The sequence below is a fragment of the Marinobacter flavimaris genome (genome assembly GCF_002933295.1).
Classification (GTDB): Bacteria; Pseudomonadota; Gammaproteobacteria; order Pseudomonadales; family Oleiphilaceae; genus Marinobacter; species Marinobacter flavimaris.
On record NZ_PSSW01000001.1, the window covers coordinates 658,158 to 681,228 of the forward strand.

Below are 23,071 nucleotides of genomic sequence, written 5' to 3' on the forward strand. Positions count from 1 at the left end.
AATATCATCATGTTGATCGTAGCAGACGAAAACATTCCCTTACTGGATTCCTTTTTCGGCGATATCGGAGAGATTCGCCGGGTATCCGGCCGTTCCATGTCGAACGAGGATGTCCGGGATGCCGATATCGTGCTGGTTCGTTCCGTCACCAGGGTAAATCGTGAGCTCCTGGAGGGCAGTCGGGTTCGGTTTGTCGGCACAACCACCATCGGTACCGACCATGTCGATCTCGACTGGCTCGAGGCCGCGGGTATTCGCTTCTCGGCGGCGCCCGGCTGCAACGCCAACAGTGTTGCCGAGTACGTGTTGTCTGTGCTTTCGCTGCATGCCGAGCGGCGTGGCCTTGCTGACTGGTCCCAGCTCAGTGTTGGTATTGTCGGGGTCGGCAATGTCGGTGGCGAACTGGCCCACAAACTGGAACGCCTTGGATTTGATGTGCGCCTCTGTGATCCGCCCAGGGCGGATCGGGAAGAGGACGACCAGGAATTTGTGTCGCTGGAAGAGGCCATGAAGTGTGATGTGGTGTCCCTTCACACACCTTTGACACGAGAAGGCGACCATCCCACGCTGCATATGATTGGTCATCCCGAGCTTGAGGCTCTGGGCGCAAATCAGCTCCTTATCAATGCTGGTCGTGGAGAAGTCATCGACTCGTCAGCATTGCTGGCCCGGCTTGACCAGGGTAACGCGCCGACCGTGGCGCTGGATGTCTGGGAACAGGAGCCGAGGATTCACCCCGAACTGGTTGACCGGGTCTGGTTGGCGACACCGCACATCGCCGGATACAGCCTCGAAGGCAAGGTTCAGGGGACGGAAATGATCTACCAGGCGCTTAGCCAGTTTCTGGGCTTGCCGGTTCGCAAGAAAGCCGGCCAGTTTTTACCCGAGCCGGCGCTCAGCAAGATTTCCTTTACCAGCTCGGCCGACGAAGACGATGCCATCCGCATTGCGCTGAGGGCTTGCTATGACCCTCGTCCCGACGATGCCCGGCTGCGGAATGCCATGACCGGATCCGTTGAAGAGCGAGGTGCGGCTTTTGACAGGCTCCGTCGTGATTACCCGGTCCGTCGGGAGTGTTCCAGTCTCAAGATTCAGCTCAAGGGCACCAGCAAATCGCTGCAGGACAGTTTCCGGGCCATTGGGTTCAAGTTGAAAATCTGAACGAGTCTCACCTGTACAACAAAAAACGGGGCCCTCGGGCCCCGTTTTTTTACAGCTTGGCGTGCTGCAATGCCTGTATCCGGTCTTCCAGGGGCGGATGCGTCATAAACAGGGCGCTCAGGCCGCCCCGGGCTCCGCGATTGATGCCGAATGCCTGGAGCGAATCCGGCATCTGATCCGGCACTTCACTCTCCTGTTTCAATCTTGCCAGCGCGCTGATCATGGCTGTGCGCCCCGCCAGTTGGGCGCCAGCGATGTCGGCCCGGAATTCCCGCCGGCGGGAGAACCAGAACACGATCGTGCTGGCCAGAATGCCCAGGACAATCTCGGCAACGATGCTGACGGCGAAAAAACCAAGGCCATGCCCACTTTCGTTCTTGAATATCACCCGGTCAACAAACGAACCGATGACCCGGGAGGCGAAGATCACGAACGTGTTCACCACACCCTGAATCAGAGCCAGGGTCACCATGTCGCCATTGGCCACGTGGCCGATTTCGTGGCCCAGAACTGCCCGGATTTCGTCCTTGTTGAAGCGATGCAAAAGGCCCTCGCTGACGGCAACCAGGGCATCGTTCTTGTTCCAGCCCGTTGCGAAGGCGTTGGATTGGGACGCCGGGAAAATAGCCACCTCCGGCATCCCGATACCGGCGTTCTTCGCCAACTCGGCTACGGTATCCACCAGCCAGCGCTCGGCAGGTGTTCTCGGGGAATCAATAACCCGGGCCCTGGTGCTCCACTTGGCCATTCGTTTGGATATCAGCAGAGACACGATGGCGCCGGCAAATCCGAAGACCGCCGCGAAGGCCAGCAAAGAGCCATACTGAATACCATTCTGGGCGAGGTAGCTATCCACGCCCAACAGCCGCAGTGTAAAGCTCGCGACAAGGATGACAGCAAGGTTGGTTGCCAGAAACAGCAGAATACGCATGTTGGTGCCCTGATCAGTTCGTCAAAGAAAATAAAGCCGCTATTCAGACCGTTATATGCGGTCGCGGTTCAATCAATCAACGAGCTTACGGTGATTTAATAATTGCCGCGGTCGGCAAAAAAGGTTGCCTGCATGATCTGGCTGATTCGGGCGGAGTTCCCCCCGCGCAGCGCCCTGCGAATCAGGTGGATGTGAGTGGAAAGATCCTCCTGAACGGAAGGGGGCAGATTACCGGCAGCCGTTTCCTCGGGGATTCCGAATTCACTAGTCAGAGTCTCCGGCGCCGGCGCGCTCAGGCGGATAAAGGCGTCTCTGGTCAGAACCGCCTGGTCCAGAGCCTCCTGGCGGATGGTGTCGACGTACCGGAGCAGACCTTCCTCTGCGAGCCAGAGCAGGGCGCCGAAACAGGCCATGTGTCGCTTGCTGTGCAGGCCAAATTCGTCCGGCTCATCCGGGCCGGCAATGTCTTCGACAAACAGGTTGATGCGCCTGGGAAAGGCGCCGTACAACTGCACCAGGGCAATGGCCGCATCTTTGTAGAATTCCTCGACGTGAATATCCGCCATGGTTTTCCCCGTTATTGCTGGTATTGGCCAAGGAAATTGCCGAGCCGGCCCATAGCATCCTCGAGGGTATCTTCCCTGGGCAGGAACACGACTCTCAGGTGCTGCCTGTCATCGATATTGAAGGCCGACCCCTGCACCAGGAGGATCTTCTCCTGCAACAGCAGGTCCAGAACCAGTTTCTCGTCGTTCACGATAGGGAAGTGCTTGGGGTCCAGTTTCGGAAACAGGTAAAGCGCACCCTGGGGTTTGACGCAGCTCACGCCCGGAATGTCGTTAAGCATGCGCCAGGCGGTTTCCCTTTGCTCGTAGAGCCGCCCGCCTGGCGCCACCAGATCGTTGATGGACTGGTAGCCTCCCAGGGCTGTCTGAATGGCCAGTTGGGCCGGAACGTTGGCACACAGGCGCATATTCGAGAGCATGTCGATGCCTTCGATCAGATCTTTCGCCCGGTGTTTTGCTCCACTGACGATCATCCAGCCCGAGCGGTAACCCGCAGCCCGGTAATTCTTGGACAGGCCGTTATAGGTAAAGAACAGCACGTCGTCGGCCAGCGAGGCGGTCGAGATGTGCTGGGTACCGTCATAGAGGATCTTGTCGTAGATCTCGTCCGACAGAATAATCAGGTTGTGCTTGCGGGCCAGTTCGATGACCTGCTCGAGAAGCTCCTTTGAATACACGGCCCCGGTCGGGTTGTTGGGGTTGATCAGAACAATGGCACGGGTCCGCCGGGTGATCTTCTTGCGGATATCGTCAATATCCGGAAACCAGTCCTGCTGTTCGTCGCAGCGATAGTGCACGGGCTTGCCGCTGGAAAGTGTGACGGCTGCGGTCCACAAGGGGTAGTCGGGGGCCGGGATCAGGACTTCGTCGCCGGTATTCAACATGGCCTGCATCGTCATAACGATCAACTCGCTGACGCCGTTGCCCAGGAAAATATCGTCGATATCGACCTTGTCGATACCCCGCTGCTGGCAGTAGTGCATGACCGCCTTGCGGGCGGAGAACAACCCCTTCGACTCCACATAGCCCTGGGCCTGGTGCATGTTGTAGATGACGTCCTGCTGGATTTCTTCCGGGACATCCAGTTCGAACGCTGCAGGGTTGCCAATATTAAGCTTGAGTACCCGGTGACCCTCTTCCTCTAGCCGGCGTGCCTCCCGCAGAACCACGCCACGGATTTCATAACACACGTTATCCAGCTTGGCGGATTTGTAGTAGTTCTGCATAAGACCCGGACGTCCTTCTTTTGAGATCGAAAAATGGCACCTGCCAATACGAGAGGCCTTTATTCTAGCGGAGCGAGGCCCGGCGGCAACAGGGGAATTATGATGAATTGTGTCGTGTTAAGGCAGATTTAGCACACAAACCTGAACCGGTTTTTAAAAATGATCGCCGTAGAGCCTGCATTGCCATGGTTTTTTGGTCTGTGTTGTGAACAATGGAGTCACGACGAACACAAACATCGAAGGGAGAGCTCCATGGCAGGCGAGACGGTCTACGATTTTACGGTAAGGGATATCAAGGGTAATGAACAAAGCATGGCAGAGTACCGGGGCAAGGTGCTCCTGATCGTGAATACCGCGAGTAAATGTGGTTTCACACCGCAATTCGAAGGCCTGCAGTCCCTGCACAACGAATTGGGGAGTAAGGGGTTTGAGGTTCTGGGTTTTCCCTGCAACCAGTTCCTTAATCAGGACCCGGGCGACGAGGATGCAATTAGCCAGTTCTGCAGTCTCAACTACGGGGTCGACTTCCCCATGTTTTCCAAGGTCGAAGTCAACGGTGATGGCGCACACCCACTGTTTCGTTTTCTCAAGCATGAAGCCAAGGGACTGATGGGGTCGGAAAAGGTCAAGTGGAACTTCACCAAGTTCCTGGTAGCTCCCGATGGCAAGGTAGTCCGTCGCTATCCGCCTACAACCAAGCCGGAGGATATTCGGGCCGACATCGAGAAACTGTTACCGGCCTGAAGGCCGCGGTCAAATCGCGGGGCGCCAGCGGTCGATGACCGTCCTGAGCTCTTCGCGCTTGTACGGCTTGGTAATGTAGTCGTTCATGCCTGAGGCGAGGCAGTCCTCGCGGTCGCCCTGCATCACATTTGCGGTAACAGCGATGATCGGCAGGTCTTTCCATTCGGGGTTTTGCCGAATCCTCTGTGTTGCTTCGTAGCCGTCCATAACCGGCATCTGGCAATCCATCAGCACCAGGTCATAGTGGTTGTTTTCCAATGCCTGTATGGCCTTGAGGCCGTTCTCTGCGTGATCTGTGCGATGGCCGAGTTTCTTGAGCAGGCTGACGGCCACCATCTGGTTGACCTGATTGTCCTCCACCAGAAGGATTTTCAGGGAAGCCTCCGTGCCGGTTTGCTCATCGTCTTCCACGGCGTTGGCCGTTTGTTCCTCGCTGTCCAGCAGCCCTGCGGCCAGAAGCAGGCAACGTAGCAATTCATCCCGACGCAATGGCAACGAGAGCAGCTGTTGCTGCCCCAGGGCAGGGGGCAGGGTGCCGGAAGAGTCCACCAGTACGACGCCGGCGCCTTGCCAGTTGTCGGCGAATGCCAGGGTTTCTTCGTCTCCGGCGTTGGCAAGGGCAAGTAGAATTCCATCCGGGTGTCTGCTCGCGCCGCGTATCGGGATGCCCCATTTGCGAAGTTGGGCTTCGATCGCAGACCGGTGTGGGTTGTCCGGTGGTATTGCCATCGCTATGCCAATGTCCTTGAGCCGGGAATCCACGCGGGGCAGATCATAATCTTCGCTGGCTTCATGAACCGGCAGGGGCAGGGTAACGGTGAAGTGTGTGCCGCTGCCCTCCCGGGAGTCCACCAGAATCTGGCCATGCATACGTTCGACAAGTTGACGGCAGAGCGTCAGGCCGAGACCGGTGCCCCCATAAAGCCGCGTGGTCTCTGCATCAGCCTGGGAGAAGGGTGAGAAAATCCGGTGCAGGCCCTCAGTAGACATACCGATCCCGGTATCCACGACATCGATTCTCAGGCTACCCCCGGAGTAGGCTGCCTCTAGTTTCACGCTGCCTTCGTCCGTGAATTTGATGGCATTGCTCAGGAGGTTGTTGAGCACCTGGCGTACCCGTGTCGGGTCTCCCAGGAAGTCTTCAGGGAGATCCGGATCGATTTCGGTGACCAGGTGAATACGCTTGCGCCGCGCCTGTTGGGCATGGAGTGTCGCGCACTCTTCGATCAGGTGCCGGACACTGAAGGGGATGTTTTCCAGACTGAGTTTGCCGGCCTCCACTTTCGAGATGTCCAGTATGTCGTTAAGCAGCCCGAGCAGGCTTTCACCGGCGTTCAGGGCAATTTCTATCCTGTTGCGCTGGGCAGAATCCAGCTCGCCCTCGAGTGCCAGGCCGAGCATCCCGAGAACTCCATTGAGCGGAGTCCGGATCTCATGGCTCATGCTGGCCAGGAAATTGGCCCGTGCCCGCGCCCGGCGAACTGCATCTTCCTTGGCTTTGACCAGGGCGCGATTACCACGCTGCAAAGCATCGTTCTTTTCGGAGATCTCCCGGGTCCGGTCCGCCACCTCCTGCTCAAGCTGGGTGGAGTAGTTTTTCATGGCACTCTCGGCGTGCCGGAGTTGTGCAAGGCTCGAATCGATGGTTTCCAGGTGTTGGTTGATGATGCCAACCATGGTCCCGATCTCGTCTTCCCGATGGTTTGCCGGGATCGGAAGCCTGACCTTTTCCGGAGAGGTAGCCCGCACCTGGCTCAGTGCGCTGATCACATTGAGCATGGGACGGGTCAGCACAAAATAGAAAATGGCAAGGAGAGCTGCAGACAGGATCAGGCTTTTCAGTAGCCCGCTGATCAGCGTGTATCCGGCTCGTTGGAGGAAGAGCGCCCCATAGTGATAGGTGTCAATGGTGACGATCAGATGCCCAAGTGGCAGATCCTCAAGTTGCGGAACCCGGAGCTCCTGTCGAAATACGCGATCCGGCCCGAACAGCAGATCGCTGACCCAGCGATAGGGCGAGACCGGGCTGCTCTTGCTGGATGCTGCCATGGTCTCGTCGTCATTATCGGTAATCCGGGCATCAATGGTCGCGGGATGGCGAAGCAGGCCGTCGAGCAACTCTTCCGCCAGGCGGACGTCGATGTTGTAGGCAATCTGGGAGGCCGGGCTGTTGCTGATATCGATCAGCGCATGGATTTCCTTCTCCATGGAATCCTTCGCGCTAAAGTAGTCCAGGGTAATCTGGACCACATTCAGCACCAGCCCGAGGGCCATGGCAACGAGGACCGTGTCTCGAGTCAGTCTATAGGAAAGCCGTTGTTTGAAGCCGTTGCTCACGGGTTTGCACTGTCCCTGTTGACGGGCCTCTCACAGCGACCCGTTCGGTACCTTCAGTCGTCGTAATCGGCCTTTTTCTTCCACTCATCGTCGTGGAGAAAAGTATCCCACTCTCGGTCCAGTTTGGACTCTCCCTGCGGGCTTTCCTTACCCTCTGCACTCATGGCCTCAAGTTCCTGAATGCGCGTCCGGAAGCTCTTCACTGCTTTCATGGCAAGTGGATTGTCGCGGGATTTACCCATTTCGGTACTGGCCAGGTGATAGGCATGAATGGCCTTCCGGATCTGGTTCTGGCGAACATAGTCCCGGGCCTGAAACACATGAAGATCCGCGTGGGTCTTGTGGACAAGGAAGAGCACATACTTGAGGTTTTTCTTGGCGGTGGCCGAATCAATCCGCCCGCTCTTGTGCATGGCTTCAATCATCTTGAACAGATTCTGAAGCAATTCCTTGACGTAATTCGATTTTTCCGCGGAATCAATCTTGACTGGCGTGGTGGTGTCGCGCTTTTCAACGATCTGTGTTTTCAGTTCTGCAGCGGACTTCTGCCATTCCTTGACCGGCAGGTTCGACTTCAGGCCGGCCAGCTCCGCGCAAGCTTCTTCCATGCGTTTAATCAGAAGCAGTTTCAGATCGGCTGTCAGGTATTGGCCTGGAATTTCGGTCAGCAGGCGATTGGCCCTGTTATAGGCGTCTTCCTGAGCGGTAATCTTGCGCGCCCGTTCAATGCGGGCGCGTTCCCGCATCTGGCTGAGCACAATAATGACAATCGAGACGGTAACGATGGCCGCCAGCAGAAGGACGATCGTAGTGGTATCCATTTTGTCAGTAACGACTCCGGCTTCAGGATCAAATGATGGCGGGTGTACAAACCGGCCTCAAAACACCGATATTATTCAGCAAGTATCCGAAAGACTAGCAGAAATACCGCTCCAGATCCGTTTTCAAATGTGAAAGTTCGTGTTGCTGATTGATTACGTGAATCCTCGCTATCATGTATATTGCTCTCGTGAATGAGCCTCGCTTTTCCTGTTGTTCTGGTGTTCCGGAGTTTTTGTGGATATTTCCCGTGTTGATCTGAACCTGCTCGTGTACCTGGATGTGTTGCTGCGCGAGCGGAATGTGACCAAGGCAGCGAACCACCTGGGTATTACCCAGCCTGCCATGAGCAATGGTTTGAAGCGGTTGCGGGATCTGTTCAGTGATCCGCTCCTGGTGCGAACCAGTGAGGGTATGACGGCCACGGAGCGCGCGCGTGAATTACAACCGCTGGTGCGTGGAATCCTGTCGGATATTGAGCAGGCCGTGCAAGATAAGACACCGTTTTCGGCTCTTGAAAGCCAGCGCGTGTTCCGGATTATGGCCAGTGATTATGCCGAATCCTGCCTGATGCCCCGGGTTCTGAGGCGGATCCGTCAGGAAGCGCCGCACGTCACCCTGGATGTGCTCACGCCCAGTGACGTCAGCTTCCTGGATGTCGAGCAGGGGCGGTTGGATATGGCGATCAACCGGTTCGACAAGATCCCCCAGTCTTTCCATCAGAAGACCCTCTGGACCGAGTATTTTGCCTGCCTGATGAACGCCCGTAACCCGGTATTGAAGGAGCCCTTCACCCTGGACACCTATCTGGACGCCAGCCATATCTGGGTCAGCAAGACCGGGTTTGGTGTTGGTGTTGGTGTAAACCCAAAGGATGTCCAGCGACTGGGCTGGGTTGATGAGGCGCTGTCGAGAATGGGGCGCAAGCGACAGATTTCCGTTTTCACCCGTCACTATCAGGTTGCGATGCTGCTGGCCGAGCAGCATGACCTGATTGCCACGCTGCCATCCCGGGCAGCCTGGCTGCAGAAAGACAACCCGAATCTTGTGGTCAAGGTGCCTCCGTTCGAGATTCCACCGTTCGAGCTGAAAATGGCCTGGAGCCCTCTGTTGCAGCACAACGCGGATCATCAATGGCTGCGCAAACTGATTGCTGAGGTGGCTACTGAGGTGGATACCGAGTTTGCTCCGTTCGGGGCCAGGTTCGAAGCGCCGGACGCGCCCCAGGCCCATCACTCAGAGCGGTAGCTCCCGAAGCTCCAGGGAAGGGCGGGCTGCATCCCACATGCGCTGGAAGTTTTCCGACAAGAGCTTTACGCGGCCGCCGTCCGAGAACTTGGCGAAACCCTCTGGCTTGTAGAAATCATGTCGGTACACCACGCCTTCACGGTCCGCAATAATGAAGGGCTGGTCCTCAACCGGGTAGTCCTCGTTGACCAGTCGAAGTTCCATGCGGCTCGGCAGCCGGCGCATCAGTTCGACCAGTGTGTGTCGACGTTTCACCAGCGGCTTATCGTCATGGATCAGCAACCTGACTTCGCTGAGCCGATGCCGACGAGCCAGGGCGGAGATCAGCTCCCGGAAACGATGCCGGTCATACAGATCGTGTTCTAGCAGGCGGTCATACAGCCAGATGCGCTGGCCGGCCTGGCCAACCACCGAATCCATTAGCCCCAGTAGCCTGGCCTCGGTATCAAACAGCCAGGAGTCTGTGTCGCTGCCCAGAATCATCGGCCGGTCCCGGGAGCCAAGGCCCTCGGCCGCGAGTCCCGGTGCCAGGCTACGCATGTCAAAGTGGGGAATGCCGGCGTCGTCGTAAACGCCCGAACAGACGTGGAAGCCTGACCGTTGATAAAAAGGAATGGCGTGCTCCTGGGCAGACAACCTGAGCTCGGCAAAACGGTCAGCCGATTCTGCGATCAGGTGCCGGAGCAATGCTTCCCCGATACCCTGTCCGCGGTATTGGGGCAGGATCGCCATACGACCGATGTGGCCGGTCTCTTCAAGGGTTGAAAACAGTCGTGCCACGCCTGCCGGGGTATTGTCTGGCAGCACTGCCAGATAGTGATCGGCAATTTCGTCGGTTTCATCCCACTCCAGCTCCGGCGGGACTTTCTGTTCCTCAATAAACACCTGCTGGCGGATATCCCGGATGGATGCCGGGGCCAGTTGCCAGCTGTATTTGCGAAACCGGATGCTCATAAAGCTTATTCGAAGTAAATCGAGCCTTGATTGTAGAGGGTGGTCAGAAGCCCAAGCAATGCTTCGTCTTCGGAGAGCCGGGCGAGGGTCGGCATATCGACGCGGGCCCCCGAGCAGAGAAGCGGAGCAAACGGTTGGGCATCGCCCTTGAGCAGGAACTGCTCGCCGTCCACAAACAGGGCGGTTTCGCTGGCAAACTCGTAGTACGCGAAACGTGAGCCTTCGTTCCACCGCAGCTGCTCGCCCGCGTGTATTGCTTCGGCGACGTCTCCGGTGGACGCAGGCTCCTCCGCGGGCACGACAATATCCATGCTCTTGGGCGCCGTTGAGAACTGGCCAAACCAGAGGGCCAGTTGCCGGCGGTCCTCAAGTTTTTCCCGGATAACGGTCTCGAGGCGGTCAACCACATCCGGCTGAATCGTGCCCGGATTGTCCTGTATTTTCAGATCCGGATCGTTCAGGTGATCTGAGGCGTCAGACTGGCTGCAGAGGAAATCGGTAAATCCGGTCAGAATGTCATCCACGGTGGGTGCACGGAAGCCAACCGACAGCGTGATACAGTCATCCTCGGCCACTCCATGGTGGCCAATACCCGGCGGCAGATACAGCATGTCACCGGGTGCCAGAGTAACGGTTTCTTCGCCATCCCAGCTGCTCAGAACGCGCAGCGGAGTGCCCTCCACGCGGGGAGAGGTATGATCGCAATGGCCTCCAAACGTCCACCGGCGGTGGCCCTGGGCCTGGAGGAGGAATACATCATACTGGTCGTAATGGGGGCCAACGCTGCCGCCTTTCGGGGCAAAACTGGCCATAATGTCATCCAGGCGCCAATTGGGGATGAAGCGGAAGTGTTCCAGCAAATCTGCAATATCGGGCACCCAGTGGTCCAGCCCCTGCACCAGGAGCGTCCAGTCTTGTTCGGGCAGGCTGCTGAACCGGTCCGGCGAAAAGGGGCCGTTGTGGAGCTGCCAGGGCTTGCCATCGTCATTTTCGATCACAATCCGGGACTCGACGCCCTCCTCACAGGCCAGGCCGGCCAGTTCATCAGCGCTGACCGGGCACTGGAAGTCGGGAAACGCCTGACGGATAACCAGCGGCTTTTTCTGCCAATAGTCCCGCAGAAATTCAGAGGGTGTGAGTCCGCCAAGCATGTCCATGGGTGTTACTCCCGGTTTCAGATGTTTTGTGCCTGATCGACTGCGTTACCGATGTAACGGCCCGGCGTCAAAGCCATCAGTTCGGCCTTGGCCTGATCTGGAATGTCGAGGCTCTCAACGAAATTCTTGATCACTTCCGGCGTCATTGCCTTGCCACGGGTCAATGCCTTGAGTTTTTCATAGGGCTTTTCGATATTGTAACGGCGCATCACCGTCTGGATCGGCTCGGCAAGCACTTCCCAGGCATGGTCCAGGTCTTCAAACAGTCGGGCCGGATTGATTTCCAGTTTGCCCAGGCCTTTTAGGGTGGCTTCGTAGGCAATCAAGCTGTGCGCAAAGCCAACACCCAGGTTACGCAGTACTGTGGAGTCGGTCAGATCCCGCTGCCAGCGTGATATAGGCAGTTTGGCAGAGAGGTGGCTGAACAGCGCATTGGCGATGCCAAGGTTGCCCTCGGAGTTCTCGAAATCGATGGGATTGACCTTGTGGGGCATGGTCGAAGAGCCTACTTCGCCTTCTACCGTTTTCTGCTTGAAGTAGCCGAGGGAAATGTAGCCCCAGACGTCACGGTCCAGGTCGATCAGGATGGTGTTGAAGCGAGCGACGGAGTCATACAGCTCGGCAATGTAATCGTGCGGTTCGATCTGGGTGGTGTAAGGGTTCCAGTCGAGCCCGAGGCTCTCGATGAACTCCCGTGCGTTCTGGGCCCAGTCGATTTCCGGATAGGCGGAGAGATGGGCGTTGTAATTACCCACGGCACCGTTGATCTTGCCCAAAAGCTCGGTTTCCCGAATCTGTTTTACCTGGCGACGCAGACGGTGAACGACGTTTGCCAGCTCTTTGCCCACGGTCGTGGGCGAGGCGGTCTGGCCGTGAGTGCGCGACAGCATCGGCTGTTCGGCGTGGTCATGAGAAAGCTGCGCCAACTTGTCGACAACACGGTCCATGGCCGGCAGCAGGCCGTGGTCCAGGCCTTCCCGCAGCATCAGCGCATGGGAGAGGTTATTGATGTCTTCAGAAGTGCAGGCGAAGTGAACAAATTCCGTGACAGCGTGCAGCTCAGGAACGCTGGCGATCTTTTCCTTGATGAAGTACTCCACCGCTTTCACATCGTGATTGGTGGTGCGTTCGATGTCCTTGATACGCTCTGCGTCTTCCAGGCTGAATTCGCTCACCAGACGGTCCAGGAAGCCGTTGGCGTCGGCGGAAAACGCAGGAACCTCGGCCACGCCAGGGTGAGCGGCCAGTTTCTGTAGCCAGCGGATCTCGACGGTCACCCGGTTCCGGATCAGGCCATACTCACTGAAAATTTCACGGAAGACGCTGACCTTGTTGCCATAGCGTCCATCGACCGGGGAAATGGCGGTCAGGGCGGTGAGTTCCATCGAAAACCTCTCAAGTCATCAAAGAATCGGATCAAAAGAAAATAGGGGTGCATATCATACACCACCGCCGGCTCTGAATCAGCGCCGTCAGTGGTAGAGGGAGCGATTGGCTTCTTCGGCAAGCTCTTTGGCAAGCCCGATCACTTTCTTGCGGGCAAAGATCAGTTGCCAGCGTCGGCCGCCGGTCTGGCGCCAGAGCACGGCGGAACGGATACCCGCCAGCAGCAGTGCCCGCACTTTCGCGGCATTCTCCTCGCGTTGGAGCACAGAGGGGTTACCGCTCACCTGGATACGCTGGCGAAAGGTGCTGATGGTATCGGCGTAGACGGAAGCCAGATTGCTGATCAGGTTCGGGTGTGTGTACCCGAAGTGGCTGGCGGTGTGCCTGGCCTGATCAATGCGACTGCCAATTACGTCCAGCATGTCAGAGCGGCGATTCAGTTTGGATTCGAGCTGGATCAGGTTGAGGGCGTAGCGCAGAACTTCGATGTCCTGCTGCCGTGACTGCTGGCTGAGCACCGAGGACAGGGTGACTAGGCCTTCGCGGATATCGCGAAGCTCGCCTCCGTAGACGTCCAGTGTGTTCTCGGGGTTGGTGGCAAACAGGGAACGGATAGATGTTTCCAGGCTGGCCTCGTTGCACTGGCCATTGTGGGCAATCTGCTGGACCAGGTTGGCGGCCTGGAATACCCCGGCCAACGCCAGGGTCTGATCCTTGAGTGAGCGGCTCATGCGGTCTGTTCCTCGGAACGTGTGCCGGTCAGACGGTCTGGAAGTGGTTCGTCGTCACGCCAGGTCTGCTCAATAACGCCGCCACCAAGGCATACCTCGCCGTCATAGAAAACCACGGATTGCCCTGGTGTGACAGCCCGCTGGGCGTCGTCAAAATCGACGCGGACACCGCCGTCGATCAACAGAATCTGGCAATCCTGATCCGGCTGGCGATAACGGGTCTTGGCCTTGCAGCGGAAACGTCCAGCAGGTGCCTCTCCGGCAACCCAGTCGATCGGACCGGATACGAGGCCACGGGAAAAGAGCAGGGGATGGTGTTTGCCCTGAACCGCAACAAGCACATTGCGGCTGAGGTCTTTCTCCGCCACATACCAGGGCTCGTCCCCGAATTCACTGAGACCGCCAATGCCCAGGCCCTGTCTCTGGCCGATGGTGTGATACATAAGGCCCTGGTGCCGGCCAATTTTCTGGCCGTCCGGTGTTTCAATGTCGCCGGGCTGGGCCGGAAGGTATTGCTTCAGGAAGTCTTTGAACTTGCGTTCGCCGATAAAGCAGATACCGGTGGAGTCTTTTTTATCATGGGTAACGAAACCCTGTTGCTCGGCAATACGGCGGACTTCCGGTTTTTCCAGCTCGCCGACCGGGAAAAGGGTCCGCGCAATGCGGTCGCCGGAGACGGCATGCAGGAAATAGCTCTGGTCCTTGTTCGGATCCAGTCCCTTCAGGAGTTGGGCCTTGCCCGTTGAACCAGCAATCGGCCGTTGCCGGGCGTAGTGGCCCGTTGCAATATAGTCGGCACCAAGGGTGATGGCATAGTCCAGAAAAGCCCGGAATTTCACTTCTTTGTTACAAAGAATATCCGGATTGGGTGTTCGTCCGGCCTGATATTCAGAGAGGAAGTGCTCAAAAACCCGGTCCCAGTACTCGGCCGCAAAACTGGCGGTGTGCAGTTTGATGCCGATGGCATCGGCAACGGCCTGGGCGTCGGCCAGATCTGTCATGGCTGTGCAGTACTCGGTGCCGTCATCCTCGTCCCAATTTTTCATGAACAGGCCTTCAACCTGATAGCCCTGGTCTTTCAGAAGCCAGGCGGCCACTGAAGAATCCACGCCGCCGGACATGCCGACGATCACACGCGTGTTGGCGTTACTGTTTGGAGAGGAGGCTTCGGGTGCGTTGGTCATGACAGCTTCGTTACCGACTAAAAAACCGCGAGTTTATCATCTTTCCGAGGGTGGCGTCTGCGCGTCCACCACCACGTCCAGCGGGTATCGCCGGCCGTTTCGGTAATCTTCTATGCACTGGATGACCAGCGGACTGCGCAGTTTGTCCCCCAGCGCGCGGATTTCATCCAGGGTGAGCCAGTGGGCGGCGATGATGCCATCGTCCAGCTGTTCAGTAACCCGGTCGCCAGCCCGCGCAGCGTAGCAGAAACGATAGTAGGTAACGCCGTTGGCCGGAGCCTTGTAGGTGTAAATGCCAAGGAAGTGTATGGGCTCTATGTTCCAGCCTGTCTCTTCAAGGGTTTCCCGTCGAACGGCATCCAGAATGGCTTCATCTTCTTCGATATGGCCAGCCGGCTGGTTGAAAACAACCTTGCCGCCGCTGATCTCTTCAACCATCAGGTAACGGCCGGCTTCATCCTCGACTATGACGGCCACGGTAGCATGGGGTGTCCAGGTCATGATTTCCGGTTTCTCCTGGTTCGGGCGCCAGCGGCGTTGCCGCGGCGGGTTGGTTTTGGTGAAGCGGGTAAATTGACGGTGACCGTTCGATGGGCTCCGGATTCGAGGCCGTCAAGGGTCCAGTCACCAATCCGATACCGGATCAGGCGAAGTGTCGGAAACCCGACGGCAGCGGTCATTCGACGTACCTGCCGGTTCTTGCCCTCGGTTATCGTCAGTTCAATCCAGCTCGTCGGAATGTTATCCCGATGACGCACCGGAGGCACTCTCGGCCAGACCGTCGGGGCAGGCATTCTGTCGGCTTTTGCCGGCCGGGTCAGACCATCCTTGAGCTGCACACCGCTAGCCAGGTGTCTCAGTGCTTCTTCAGAAATGTTTCCTTCTACCTGCACCCAGTAGGTCTTTGGCATCTTCAGTGATGGTGACGCTATGCGGTGTTGCAGGGAGCCTTCAGCGGTCAGAAGGAGCAGGCCCTCGGAATCGTAGTCCAGACGTCCGGCCGGATATATGCCCGGGATGTGCACGTAATCTGCCAGGGTAGCGCGAGGTGGTTTACTTCCGGAAGCGCCATCGTCTGTGAATTGGCTCAGAACATGAAAGGGTTTATTGAAAAGCACGAGTTCGGCCATGCGCAGGTCTTTCCCGGATATCCGCTGTCTTTGAGCAGTGCAGCGTACTGCAAACAGGAAGGCTGGCAAAGTAGGGCGGGCGCCACCGCCCAGGGGGACCTGTCACCCGACGTTTTTTGAAGGACAAAAAAAGAGACCCCCACCAGCAGACGACCGGTGGGTGTGATTTTGCGTTACCAGAACAGGTCAGGCGTTGACTGCACGGGGCGGATAGCCGTCCCTGCCTGATTCCTGCTGGCCGGATTGTCCGGCAGAGTCGCTGCTGGCGTCAGTTTGCGCCTTGCTGGCAGGCAGCTCGTCGGGAACGATGTTGACTGCGTGAATGCCCTTGTCGCTGGGCTTTTTGTCGAAGGTTACGGCCTGGCCGGCTTTTAAGGTCTTGTAGCCGTCCATTTGCACCGAAGAGAAGTGCGCAAACAGGTCGTCACTGCAGCCATCCTCGATGATGAATCCGTACCCTTTGGCATTGTTGAACCACTTGACCTTGCCTCTTGGCATGATGAACTCCCCTGTTCTTTTGCTGTCTCTATTTTTGTTAATTCTCTGTGTGCCTATCGGCGCCGTCGCACAGTCGGTCCGAATCCTGTTACACAAACCTTGCATGGATTTACATTATTTTACATTGCAACTTAACTTTCGGCCAATCATTGCGGTGAGTCAATAGTTTCTATGCCTGGAATGTGTGGTTGAACGCAGTCTGGAAGCGGTATCATGTTCGTATTGATAAATATCTCATGCCCCGCTTGAAAACCCCGGGGCGGACATCCACATTTAACAAGGGCACCGATAAACCGGTAAGGAATGATGCGGACTATCGAAAATTCTCTACTAGTATTCAATCAGGGGGAGGACGAACAACCGGGGCGACAGGATGACCTCAGCGTTGCTCCCGAGAAGCCCGCTCTCAAGCGCCCGGCGCGATACAGGGTGGTACTTCTGAACGATGATTACACGCCCATGGATTTTGTGGTCGATGTGTTGATGAAGTTCTTCGGAATGAATGAAGAAAAGGCGACGCAGGTGATGCTGCTCGTCCATACACAGGGAAAAGCTGTATGCGGGGTATATACCCGGGACATCGCGGAAACAAAGGCGGCACAGGTGAACCAGTATTCTTCGGAATGCGAACATCCGCTCCTTTGCGAGATTGAACGTGCGGACTGATAGACGTTGGGGTGGCCCATGCTGAGCAAAGATCTAGAAATTACGCTGAATACGGCCTTCAAGAATGCCCGGGACAAGCGTCATGAGTTCATGACTGTGGAGCATTTGTTGCTGGCCCTACTGGATAATGAATCGGCAGTGGGCGTCCTGAAAGCCTGTGGTGCAGACCTCAAGCGGCTTCAGGAAGAGCTTGTCGAATTCGTGGACTCCACCACACCTTTGATTCCGAGCAGCGACAGTGAGCGCGAGACCCAGCCAACACTGGGGTTCCAGCGAGTCCTGCAAAGGGCTGTGTTCCATGTGCAGTCCTCGGGCAAGAAAGAGGTAACCGGCGCCAATGTGCTGGTGGCCATTTTTAGTGAACAGGAAAGCCAGGCGGTGTATGTGCTCAAGAAACAGAGCATTGCCCGCATTGATGTGGTCAACTTTGTTTCCCACGGTATTTCCAGGGTTCAGGGCGCCGAAGATCAGGAGAGTCACGATCAGGCGTCCCACGAGGAGGCTGGCGAGGAAGGCGGACAATCCAAGCCGCTTGAAAGCTACGCCACCAACCTGAACGAGCAGGCCCGTCAGGGCCGCATTGATCCGCTGATCGGCCGTGAACACGAAGTCGAGCGGGTGGTGCAGATCCTTGTACGCCGCCGGAAGAACAATCCGCTTCTGGTCGGCGAGGCCGGGGTTGGCAAAACCGCCATCGCAGAGGGGCTCGCCAAGCGTATCGTCGACGGACAGGTCCCCGATATTATTTCCGATGCGGTGGTCTACTCGCTGGATCTGGGTGCCCTGCTGGCCGGAACCAAGTACCGCGGCGATTTCGAAAAGCGTCTGAAAGGTCTGCTTGCCGAACTCAAGAAAGAAAACCACGCGATCCTGTTCATCGACGAGATCCACACCATCATCGGAGCGGGCTCTGCCTCCGGCGGCGTGATGGATGCGTCGAATCTGTTGAAGCCCATGCTCAGTTCGGGTGAAATCCGGTGCATTGGCTCAACGACGTTCCAGGAGTTCCGGGGTATTTTCGAGAAAGACAGCGCCCTGGCGCGCCGTTTCCAGAAAATCGATGTGAACGAGCCCAGTGTTGAGGACACCTACCAGATCCTGAAGGGCCTCAAGCCGAATTTTGAAAAGCACCACGATCTCAAATACACCGACAAGGCGCTTCGGGTGGCTGCAGAGCTGTCCGACCGTTACATCACCGATCGGCACTTGCCGGACAAGGCGATTGACGTCATTGACGAGGCGGGCGCGCGCCAGCGGCTGCAGCCGGAAGGCAAGCGAAAGAAGACCGTTGATGTCACCGAGATCGAGGATGTGGTTGCAAATATTGCCCGTATCCCACCGAAGAACGTGTCTACCAGCGACAAGGATCTGCTGCGGAATCTGGAGCGGGATCTGAAGATGACGGTCTTTGGTCAGGATCCGGCCATCGAATCGCTGTCCACTGCTATCAAGCTGGCTCGCGCCGGGCTCAAGGCCCCCGAGAAGCCTGAGGGTGCCTTCCTCTTCGCAGGGCCGACCGGTGTCGGTAAAACCGAGGTTACCAAGCAGTTGGCGAAGGTTCTGGGTATCGAACTGGTACGCTTTGATATGTCGGAGTATATGGAGCGGCACACCGTATCACGGCTGATCGGTGCGCCTCCCGGCTACGTTGGGTACGATCAGGGCGGCCTGTTGACCGAGTCGGTAAACAAGCATCCGCACTGTGTCCTGCTGCTGGACGAGATCGAGAAGGCCCATCCGGAAGTGTTCAACCTCCTGTTGCAGGTCATGGATCACGGCACGCTGACGGATAACAACGGCCGCAAGGCAGATTTCCGCCACGTGATTCTGGTAATGACCACCAACGCTGGTGCCGAGAGCATGGCTCGTCGCTCTATTGGCTTCAGCGAGCAGGATCACAGCACTGACGGCATGGAAATTATCAGCAAGACTTTCACGCCGGAATTCCGCAATCGTCTGGACGGTATCATCCAGTTCGGCGACCTGCAGATCGATACCATCACCCACGTGGTGGACAAGTTCCTCACCGAGCTGCAGGCGCAGCTGGACGAGAAGCATGTGGTTCTGCATGTGGATGACGAGGCGAAGGCCTGGCTGGCCGAGAAGGGCTATGACGTCACCATGGGCGCTCGCCCGATGTCCCGCCTGATCCAGGACAAGATCAAGCGGCCGCTGGCCGAGCAGATCCTGTTCGGGCGCCTTTCAGAGAAAGGCGGGGATGTCTTCATCCACCTGCGGGATGACGAGCTGGTATTCGAGTACGAGGACGAGCCTGCAGAGGCGGTCTGAGGCAGACTCGATTAAAGAAAAACCGCTGTCCGGGTAACCGGCAGCGGTTTTTTTGTGCCCTGACGAAAAAAGCCCCCGAAGGGGCTTTCAGATGTCATGGGAGCATCAACGGGCGCGATATACGATCCGGCCCTTGCTCAGGTCATAGGGAGTCAGCTCAACCTTGACCTTGTCACCTGTCAGGATGCGGATGTAGTTCTTGCGCATCTTTCCGGAGATATGGGCTGTCACAACATGACCGTTGCTCAGCTCAACGCGGAACATGGTGTTTGGAAGGGTATCGATAATAACGCCTTCCATTTCAATGGCATCTGATTTCGGCATTCAGTAGAAACCTCGTTTGAATATGCTTCTGGTGATTCTAAATTGCGCAATTCTGCCTGATTTATCGGCGTTTGGCAAAGTTAGCCTGCGTCCAGTTCACGCCAGTGCCCGTCTCTCAGTGCTTCGATGGGTCGGAAGCGTGTTTTGTAATTCATTTTTCGGCACTGCTTGATCCAGTAACCGAGGTACAGGTGAGGAAGCCCCCTGCGGCGGGCTTCCTCAATTTGCCAGAGGATTGCGAAGGTGCCGAGGCTGCGGTCCTCCAGATCAGGATCGAAAACTGTATAGATGGCCGAAAGGCCATCGTCCAGAAGATCGACTGCTGCCAGCCCTACCAGCCGTTCGCCCTGGTGGATTTCCAGAAACCAGGAATCGGTTGCGCCTTCTACCAGAAACGAGGTGAACTGTTCCCGGGTCGGCGGGTACATATCGCCGTCCTTGTGCCTTTGTTCGATGTAATTGGCGTAGAGCTGGTAATACCTCTCCGCAAAGGTGGCGGGCACCATGGTGCAGTGCAAATCCTTGTTTTTGCGGAGAACCCGCCGCTGGCTTCTGTCCGGCTTGAAATCATCAACTTTCAACCGAACCGGTATGCAGGCATTGCACTGCTCACAGTGAGGGCGGTAGTAGTGGGATCCGCTGCGGCGAAAGCCAAGAGCCGTGAGTTGGCTGTAAAGCTTTTTGTCGATATAAGCCCGCGGATCCACAAACATGGTGGTGGCCTCGCGGTCTGGCAGGTAGCTGCAATCGTGCGGTGGTGTCGCGAAGAACACCAGGGTTCTGAGATTGCTCATTCACTCCTCCGGCCCGGGCCAACGCCATCGGAAGGTCCAGTCGGTCTGATCCGGTTTCTGATCGATGCTCATCCTGAGTATAGATAAAAACTCTTCCCGTGGAATAGTCCGTGCGCCCATGGTAAGCAGGTGCCGGCTCTCTACCTGGCAATCCATGATCCGGTAGCCCCAGAGCTGTAACTGGTGCGCCAGGTGAACCATGAGAACTTTGGACGCGTTGGTTTCCAGAGAAAACATGGATTCACCGAAGAAACACCTGCCAATGGCCAGTCCGTACATGCCACCGGCCAATTCACCACGCTGGTTCCAGATTTCGATGGAGTGGGCGACGCCCATGCGATGCAGCTCTGAGTAGCTGGCAATCATTTCCTCGGTAATCCAGGTACCTTCGGCACGGGTTGAGGCGCAAAGGCGGATGATTCGTCCGAAGTGTCTGTCTGCGGTTACCTGGAAGCGTTGTTGGTTCAGGGTCCGGCGCAGGCTCCGTGAAACGTGGATTTCGTTCGGAAAAAGGACACACCGCGGATTCGGTGACCACCACAAAATGGGCTGGTCGTCGCTGTACCAGGGGAAGATGCCGTTCCGGTAGGCCAGTATGAGTCGCTCGGTGGAAAGGTCGCCGCCGAGGGCAAGAAGGCCGTCCGGGTCGTCCAGGGCTTCGTTGGCGGGGGGGAACCAGAGTTGGTCCGGGTCTAGCCAGGGTAGTGAGGTCATCCTTCTCCGGCAATTACTGCAATGTTTCGGTTCTATTTTACAGAGTACCGGCCGGTGGGAGCCGCCTTCTGAAACACGCTGTGAATACGTCCTTGTACGCTTGGCTCCGCCATCCATGGCTCCGCACAGTTTCAGAAGGCGGCTCCCACCGACCTTCGCAAACTTTTGAGTTCGCGTTCCTTTTCTTTACTCAAGCATAATCAGTCTTGCTGATCCAGAAACTTTTCCGCATCCAGGGCGGCCATGCAACCGAAGCCGGCGGAGGTGACGGCCTGGCGGTAGACGTGGTCGGCTACGTCGCCGGCGGCGAATACGCCGGGAATGCTGCTCTGGGTGGCCATGCCTTCGAGGCCGGAGCGGATGCGGATGTAGCCGTTCTCCATGTCCAGTTGGCCCTGGAACAGGTCGGTGTTCGGTTTGTGGCCGATGGCGATGAATACGCCGGCCAGGTCCATTTCCCGGGTGGAGTCGTCTTTGGTGCTTTTGATGCGCATACCGGTGACACCGGTGCCGTCGCCGAGGACTTCGTCGAGGGTGTGGTCCCAGACGATCTTGACGTTGCCGTTTTCGGCTTTTTCAAACAGTTTGTCCTGGAGGATCTTCTCGGCACGGAGGCTGTCGCGGCGGTGCACCAGGGTCACTTCGTCGGCAATGTTGGAGAGGTACAGAGCCTCTTCGACCGCGGTGTTACCGCCGCCAATAACGGCAACTTTCTGCTTCTTGTAGAAGAAACCGTCGCAGGTGGCGCAGGCGGAGACGCCCTGGCCTTTGAATTTCTCTTCAGACTCGAGTCCGAGATACATGGCGGAGGCGCCGGTAGCAATGATCAGGGCGTCGCAGGTGTACTCGCCGCCATCGCCCTTGAGGCGGAATGGGCGGTTACGGAGGTCGGCTTCGTTGATGGTGTCGTAGACGATGCTGGTTTCGAAGCGTTCGGCGTGCTTGAGCATGCGCTGCATGAGCTCCGGGCCCTGAACGCCGTCGTTGTCGCCGGGCCAGTTGTCGACGTCGGTGGTGGTGGTGAGCTGGCCGCCGACTTCAATACCGGTAATCAGGGTCGGGTTCAGGTTGGCGCGGGCTGCGTAAACGGCAGCGGTGTAACCTGCGGGGCCGGAACCGAGGATGATCAGTCGGGAATGTTTGGTGTCGCTCATTGGGAATTCTCTCACTGAAAAAGCCGTACGTTGCCGGGCCCCGGTTTCAGGGCCAGACGCTTCGGGGAAAGGAGCAAAGGCTAACATGAAAGGCGCGGTCTGCCATTCGTTTTGGCCAATTCCGCTTATAAAACCTTGCTATTTACTCAAGCACAGAAACAGTTGCCAACAGCTGACGAACCCTTTCCGCGCTTTTGCCGGACTCGCCCTGTTCGAGACGGTGGGCCGCCACTGCAGGGAACACGGCCTGGATGTCGTCAGGCAGCACGTGATGACGCCCCTCCATCAGAGCCCAGGCCTTGGCGGCCCGCACCAGTCCCAATCCCGCCCGGGGCGAAAGCCCGTAGAGAAGGCCGGGCATTCTCCGGCTCTGTTCCAGCAACCGTTGCACGTAATCCAGAAGAGCCGGGCTGGCGGTTATCCGGGTGACGCCTTCCTGCAGGGTTTTCAGGTCGGCCTGGGAGAGCAGGGTCGGCAGCTTTTCGGTCATGGCACGACGGTCTTCGCCCTCCAGCAGCTCCCGCTCGGCCCGTGGGTCCGGATAGCCGAGGCGAAGACGCATAAGGAACCGGTCCAGTTGGGACTCGGGCAGGGGATAGGTGCCGCCCTGCTCAATGGGATTCTGCGTGGCAATCACGAAGAACGGATGGGGCAGTGGCCGGGTCTCGCCCTCGATGGACACTTGCCGTTCTTCCATGGCTTCGAGCAGAGCGCTCTGCGTTCGCGGTGATGCCCGGTTGATTTCATCAGCCAACACCACCTGGGCAAAGATCGGGCCGGGGTGGAATACCAGGCTGCCGGCCTGTTTGTCGTACATGGAGTAACCCAGCACATCCGCCGGAAGCAGGTCGTTGGTGAACTGGATGCGCTGGTACGTCAGCCCCATCACCTTGGCCAGGGCATGAGAAAGAGTGGTTTTGCCCATGCCGGGGATATCTTCGATCAGCAGGTGCCCCCGGGCCAGAAGCCCGCAGAGGGCTAGGCGTACCTGTTGGTCTTTGCCCAGGAGTATCTGGTTCAGTTCACTGACTACGGTATCGACCAGTCTTTTCATTCGG

Annotated in this window: 23 protein-coding genes; 5 read left to right on the forward strand and 18 right to left on the reverse strand. The window is 57.4% G+C overall.

Translation table 11 applies throughout. The annotated features are described in order from the left end of the window. The first annotated feature begins 9 nt into the window (after positions 1 to 9). On the forward strand, positions 10 to 1,161 hold the full coding sequence (pdxB, locus tag MDHKLMBL_RS03035; protein WP_104270074.1) for a 4-phosphoerythronate dehydrogenase PdxB: 1,152 nt from the start codon (positions 10 to 12) through the stop codon (positions 1,159 to 1,161). A gap of 49 nt (positions 1,162 to 1,210) precedes the next feature. On the opposite strand, the gene htpX is transcribed toward pdxB, so the two are convergent. From htpX to MDHKLMBL_RS03050, 3 genes are all read right to left on the reverse strand, one after another. Next, positions 1,211 to 2,092 carry a protease HtpX gene (gene htpX / locus MDHKLMBL_RS03040; protein ID WP_053112243.1) on the reverse strand — a complete coding sequence of 294 codons (882 nt, stop codon included), beginning with the start codon at positions 2,090 to 2,092 and terminating at the stop codon, positions 1,211 to 1,213. A 95-nt stretch (positions 2,093 to 2,187) separates the two neighbouring features. After that, complete coding sequence (locus MDHKLMBL_RS03045) at positions 2,188 to 2,658, reverse strand: hypothetical protein (RefSeq protein WP_053112241.1); 471 nt, start codon at positions 2,656 to 2,658, stop codon at positions 2,188 to 2,190. Positions 2,659 to 2,669: 11 nt separating this feature from the next. Next, positions 2,670 to 3,884, reverse strand: coding sequence for a pyridoxal phosphate-dependent aminotransferase (locus MDHKLMBL_RS03050; protein WP_014577437.1), 1,215 nt, complete (start codon positions 3,882 to 3,884; stop codon positions 2,670 to 2,672). A 252-nt stretch (positions 3,885 to 4,136) separates the two neighbouring features. Here MDHKLMBL_RS03050 and MDHKLMBL_RS03055 point away from each other — a divergent pair, with 252 nt between their 5' ends. Next, positions 4,137 to 4,628, forward strand: coding sequence for a glutathione peroxidase (locus tag MDHKLMBL_RS03055; RefSeq protein ID WP_092029806.1), 492 nt, complete (start codon positions 4,137 to 4,139; stop codon positions 4,626 to 4,628). A gap of 9 nt (positions 4,629 to 4,637) precedes the next feature. On the opposite strand, the gene MDHKLMBL_RS03060 is transcribed toward MDHKLMBL_RS03055, so the two are convergent. Both MDHKLMBL_RS03060 and MDHKLMBL_RS03065 read right to left on the reverse strand, forming a co-directional pair. Then, the gene (locus MDHKLMBL_RS03060) at positions 4,638 to 6,965 is read right to left on the reverse strand and encodes a hybrid sensor histidine kinase/response regulator (RefSeq protein WP_092029804.1); all 2,328 of its coding nucleotides are present in this window, start codon (positions 6,963 to 6,965) and stop codon (positions 4,638 to 4,640) included. A gap of 53 nt (positions 6,966 to 7,018) precedes the next feature. After that, positions 7,019 to 7,786, reverse strand: a complete 768-nt coding sequence (locus tag MDHKLMBL_RS03065; RefSeq protein ID WP_014577434.1) for a hypothetical protein — start codon at positions 7,784 to 7,786, stop codon at positions 7,019 to 7,021. Positions 7,787 to 8,021: 235 nt separating this feature from the next. Here MDHKLMBL_RS03065 and MDHKLMBL_RS03070 point away from each other — a divergent pair, with 235 nt between their 5' ends. Beyond that, entirely contained in the window at positions 8,022 to 9,032 is a 1,011-nt protein-coding gene (locus MDHKLMBL_RS03070; protein ID WP_039882066.1) for a LysR family transcriptional regulator, read from the forward strand. Here MDHKLMBL_RS03070 and MDHKLMBL_RS03075 read toward each other — a convergent pair. The 8 genes from MDHKLMBL_RS03075 to MDHKLMBL_RS21270 all read right to left on the reverse strand — a co-directional run bounded on the left by MDHKLMBL_RS03075 (position 9,021) and on the right by MDHKLMBL_RS21270 (position 16,072). Continuing rightward, on the reverse strand, positions 9,021 to 9,986 hold the full coding sequence (locus MDHKLMBL_RS03075) for a GNAT family N-acetyltransferase (protein WP_062782559.1): 966 nt from the start codon (positions 9,984 to 9,986) through the stop codon (positions 9,021 to 9,023). The two genes, MDHKLMBL_RS03070 and MDHKLMBL_RS03075, sit on opposite strands and share 12 nt — an antisense overlap. A 5-nt stretch (positions 9,987 to 9,991) precedes the next feature. Beyond that, positions 9,992 to 11,143: a cupin domain-containing protein gene (locus tag MDHKLMBL_RS03080; protein ID WP_104270075.1), complete on the reverse strand. Its 1,152-nt coding sequence runs from the start codon at positions 11,141 to 11,143 to the stop codon at positions 9,992 to 9,994. A gap of 17 nt (positions 11,144 to 11,160) precedes the next feature. Continuing rightward, entirely contained in the window at positions 11,161 to 12,528 is a 1,368-nt protein-coding gene (gene purB, locus MDHKLMBL_RS03085; protein ID WP_104270076.1) for an adenylosuccinate lyase, read from the reverse strand. An 87-nt stretch (positions 12,529 to 12,615) separates the two neighbouring features. Further along, positions 12,616 to 13,260, reverse strand: coding sequence for a high frequency lysogenization protein HflD (hflD, locus tag MDHKLMBL_RS03090; protein WP_008174761.1), 645 nt, complete (start codon positions 13,258 to 13,260; stop codon positions 12,616 to 12,618). After that, entirely contained in the window at positions 13,257 to 14,444 is a 1,188-nt protein-coding gene (gene mnmA, locus MDHKLMBL_RS03095; RefSeq protein WP_104270077.1) for a tRNA 2-thiouridine(34) synthase MnmA, read from the reverse strand. The genes hflD and mnmA overlap by 4 nt, the downstream gene beginning before the upstream one ends. Before the next feature lie 36 nt (positions 14,445 to 14,480). Then, a complete protein-coding gene (locus MDHKLMBL_RS03100) occupies positions 14,481 to 14,945 on the reverse strand; it encodes an NUDIX hydrolase (RefSeq protein WP_041645280.1) in 465 nt (154 codons plus the stop codon). Beyond that, positions 14,942 to 15,574, reverse strand: coding sequence for a pseudouridine synthase (locus tag MDHKLMBL_RS03105; protein ID WP_041645279.1), 633 nt, complete (start codon positions 15,572 to 15,574; stop codon positions 14,942 to 14,944). Before MDHKLMBL_RS03105 ends, MDHKLMBL_RS03100 begins: the two co-directional genes overlap by 4 nt. 186 nt (positions 15,575 to 15,760) lie before the next feature. Then, complete coding sequence (locus MDHKLMBL_RS21270) at positions 15,761 to 16,072, reverse strand: cold shock domain-containing protein (RefSeq protein WP_014577425.1); 312 nt, start codon at positions 16,070 to 16,072, stop codon at positions 15,761 to 15,763. A 306-nt stretch (positions 16,073 to 16,378) separates the two neighbouring features. Here MDHKLMBL_RS21270 and clpS point away from each other — a divergent pair, with 306 nt between their 5' ends. Then, positions 16,379 to 16,738, forward strand: coding sequence for an ATP-dependent Clp protease adapter ClpS (gene clpS, locus MDHKLMBL_RS03115; RefSeq protein ID WP_008169202.1), 360 nt, complete (start codon positions 16,379 to 16,381; stop codon positions 16,736 to 16,738). Positions 16,739 to 16,756: 18 nt separating this feature from the next. Further along, on the forward strand, positions 16,757 to 19,027 hold the full coding sequence (gene clpA / locus MDHKLMBL_RS03120) for an ATP-dependent Clp protease ATP-binding subunit ClpA (RefSeq protein ID WP_053112223.1): 2,271 nt from the start codon (positions 16,757 to 16,759) through the stop codon (positions 19,025 to 19,027). A 105-nt stretch (positions 19,028 to 19,132) separates the two neighbouring features. Here the strand turns inward: clpA and infA are convergent, their stop codons facing one another. From infA to MDHKLMBL_RS03150, 5 genes are all read right to left on the reverse strand, one after another. Continuing rightward, positions 19,133 to 19,351 carry a translation initiation factor IF-1 gene (gene infA / locus MDHKLMBL_RS03125; protein WP_008169200.1) on the reverse strand — a complete coding sequence of 73 codons (219 nt, stop codon included), beginning with the start codon at positions 19,349 to 19,351 and terminating at the stop codon, positions 19,133 to 19,135. A gap of 80 nt (positions 19,352 to 19,431) precedes the next feature. Continuing rightward, a complete protein-coding gene (locus MDHKLMBL_RS03130; protein WP_104270078.1) occupies positions 19,432 to 20,145 on the reverse strand; it encodes an arginyltransferase in 714 nt (237 codons plus the stop codon). Beyond that, on the reverse strand, positions 20,146 to 20,859 hold the full coding sequence (gene aat, locus MDHKLMBL_RS03135) for a leucyl/phenylalanyl-tRNA--protein transferase (RefSeq protein WP_014577421.1): 714 nt from the start codon (positions 20,857 to 20,859) through the stop codon (positions 20,146 to 20,148). Between the two features lie 200 nt (positions 20,860 to 21,059). Continuing rightward, entirely contained in the window at positions 21,060 to 22,013 is a 954-nt protein-coding gene (gene trxB / locus MDHKLMBL_RS03145) for a thioredoxin-disulfide reductase (protein WP_104270080.1), read from the reverse strand. A gap of 142 nt (positions 22,014 to 22,155) precedes the next feature. Then, positions 22,156 to 23,067 carry an AAA family ATPase gene (locus tag MDHKLMBL_RS03150; RefSeq protein WP_104270081.1) on the reverse strand — a complete coding sequence of 304 codons (912 nt, stop codon included), beginning with the start codon at positions 23,065 to 23,067 and terminating at the stop codon, positions 22,156 to 22,158. Positions 23,068 to 23,071: the final 4 nt, after the last annotated feature.

Bases quoted from the DNA above. Each gene is read 5' to 3' on its own strand.
- pdxB (WP_104270074.1), top strand. From the start codon at position 10: ATGTTGATCGTAGCAGACGAAAACATTCCCTTACTGGATTCCTTTTTC.
- htpX (WP_053112243.1), bottom strand. From the start codon at position 2,092: ATGCGTATTCTGCTGTTTCTGGCAACCAACCTTGCTGTCATCCTTGTC.
- MDHKLMBL_RS03045 (WP_053112241.1), bottom strand. From the start codon at position 2,658: ATGGCGGATATTCACGTCGAGGAATTCTACAAAGATGCGGCCATTGCC.
- MDHKLMBL_RS03050 (WP_014577437.1), bottom strand. From the start codon at position 3,884: ATGCAGAACTACTACAAATCCGCCAAGCTGGATAACGTGTGTTATGAA.
- MDHKLMBL_RS03055 (WP_092029806.1), top strand. From the start codon at position 4,137: ATGGCAGGCGAGACGGTCTACGATTTTACGGTAAGGGATATCAAGGGT.
- MDHKLMBL_RS03065 (WP_014577434.1), bottom strand. From the start codon at position 7,786: ATGGATACCACTACGATCGTCCTTCTGCTGGCGGCCATCGTTACCGTC.
- MDHKLMBL_RS03075 (WP_062782559.1), bottom strand. From the start codon at position 9,986: ATGAGCATCCGGTTTCGCAAATACAGCTGGCAACTGGCCCCGGCATCC.
- MDHKLMBL_RS03080 (WP_104270075.1), bottom strand. From the start codon at position 11,143: ATGGACATGCTTGGCGGACTCACACCCTCTGAATTTCTGCGGGACTAT.
- purB (WP_104270076.1), bottom strand. From the start codon at position 12,528: ATGGAACTCACCGCCCTGACCGCCATTTCCCCGGTCGATGGACGCTAT.
- hflD (WP_008174761.1), bottom strand. From the start codon at position 13,260: ATGAGCCGCTCACTCAAGGATCAGACCCTGGCGTTGGCCGGGGTATTC.
- mnmA (WP_104270077.1), bottom strand. From the start codon at position 14,444: ATGACCAACGCACCCGAAGCCTCCTCTCCAAACAGTAACGCCAACACG.
- MDHKLMBL_RS03100 (WP_041645280.1), bottom strand. From the start codon at position 14,945: ATGACCTGGACACCCCATGCTACCGTGGCCGTCATAGTCGAGGATGAA.
- MDHKLMBL_RS03105 (WP_041645279.1), bottom strand. From the start codon at position 15,574: ATGGCCGAACTCGTGCTTTTCAATAAACCCTTTCATGTTCTGAGCCAA.
- MDHKLMBL_RS21270 (WP_014577425.1), bottom strand. From the start codon at position 16,072: ATGCCAAGAGGCAAGGTCAAGTGGTTCAACAATGCCAAAGGGTACGGA.
- clpS (WP_008169202.1), top strand. From the start codon at position 16,379: ATGCGGACTATCGAAAATTCTCTACTAGTATTCAATCAGGGGGAGGAC.
- clpA (WP_053112223.1), top strand. From the start codon at position 16,757: ATGCTGAGCAAAGATCTAGAAATTACGCTGAATACGGCCTTCAAGAAT.
- infA (WP_008169200.1), bottom strand. From the start codon at position 19,351: ATGCCGAAATCAGATGCCATTGAAATGGAAGGCGTTATTATCGATACC.
- MDHKLMBL_RS03130 (WP_104270078.1), bottom strand. From the start codon at position 20,145: ATGAGCAATCTCAGAACCCTGGTGTTCTTCGCGACACCACCGCACGAT.
- aat (WP_014577421.1), bottom strand. From the start codon at position 20,859: ATGACCTCACTACCCTGGCTAGACCCGGACCAACTCTGGTTCCCCCCC.
- trxB (WP_104270080.1), bottom strand. From the start codon at position 22,013: ATGAGCGACACCAAACATTCCCGACTGATCATCCTCGGTTCCGGCCCC.
- MDHKLMBL_RS03150 (WP_104270081.1), bottom strand. From the start codon at position 23,067: ATGAAAAGACTGGTCGATACCGTAGTCAGTGAACTGAACCAGATACTC.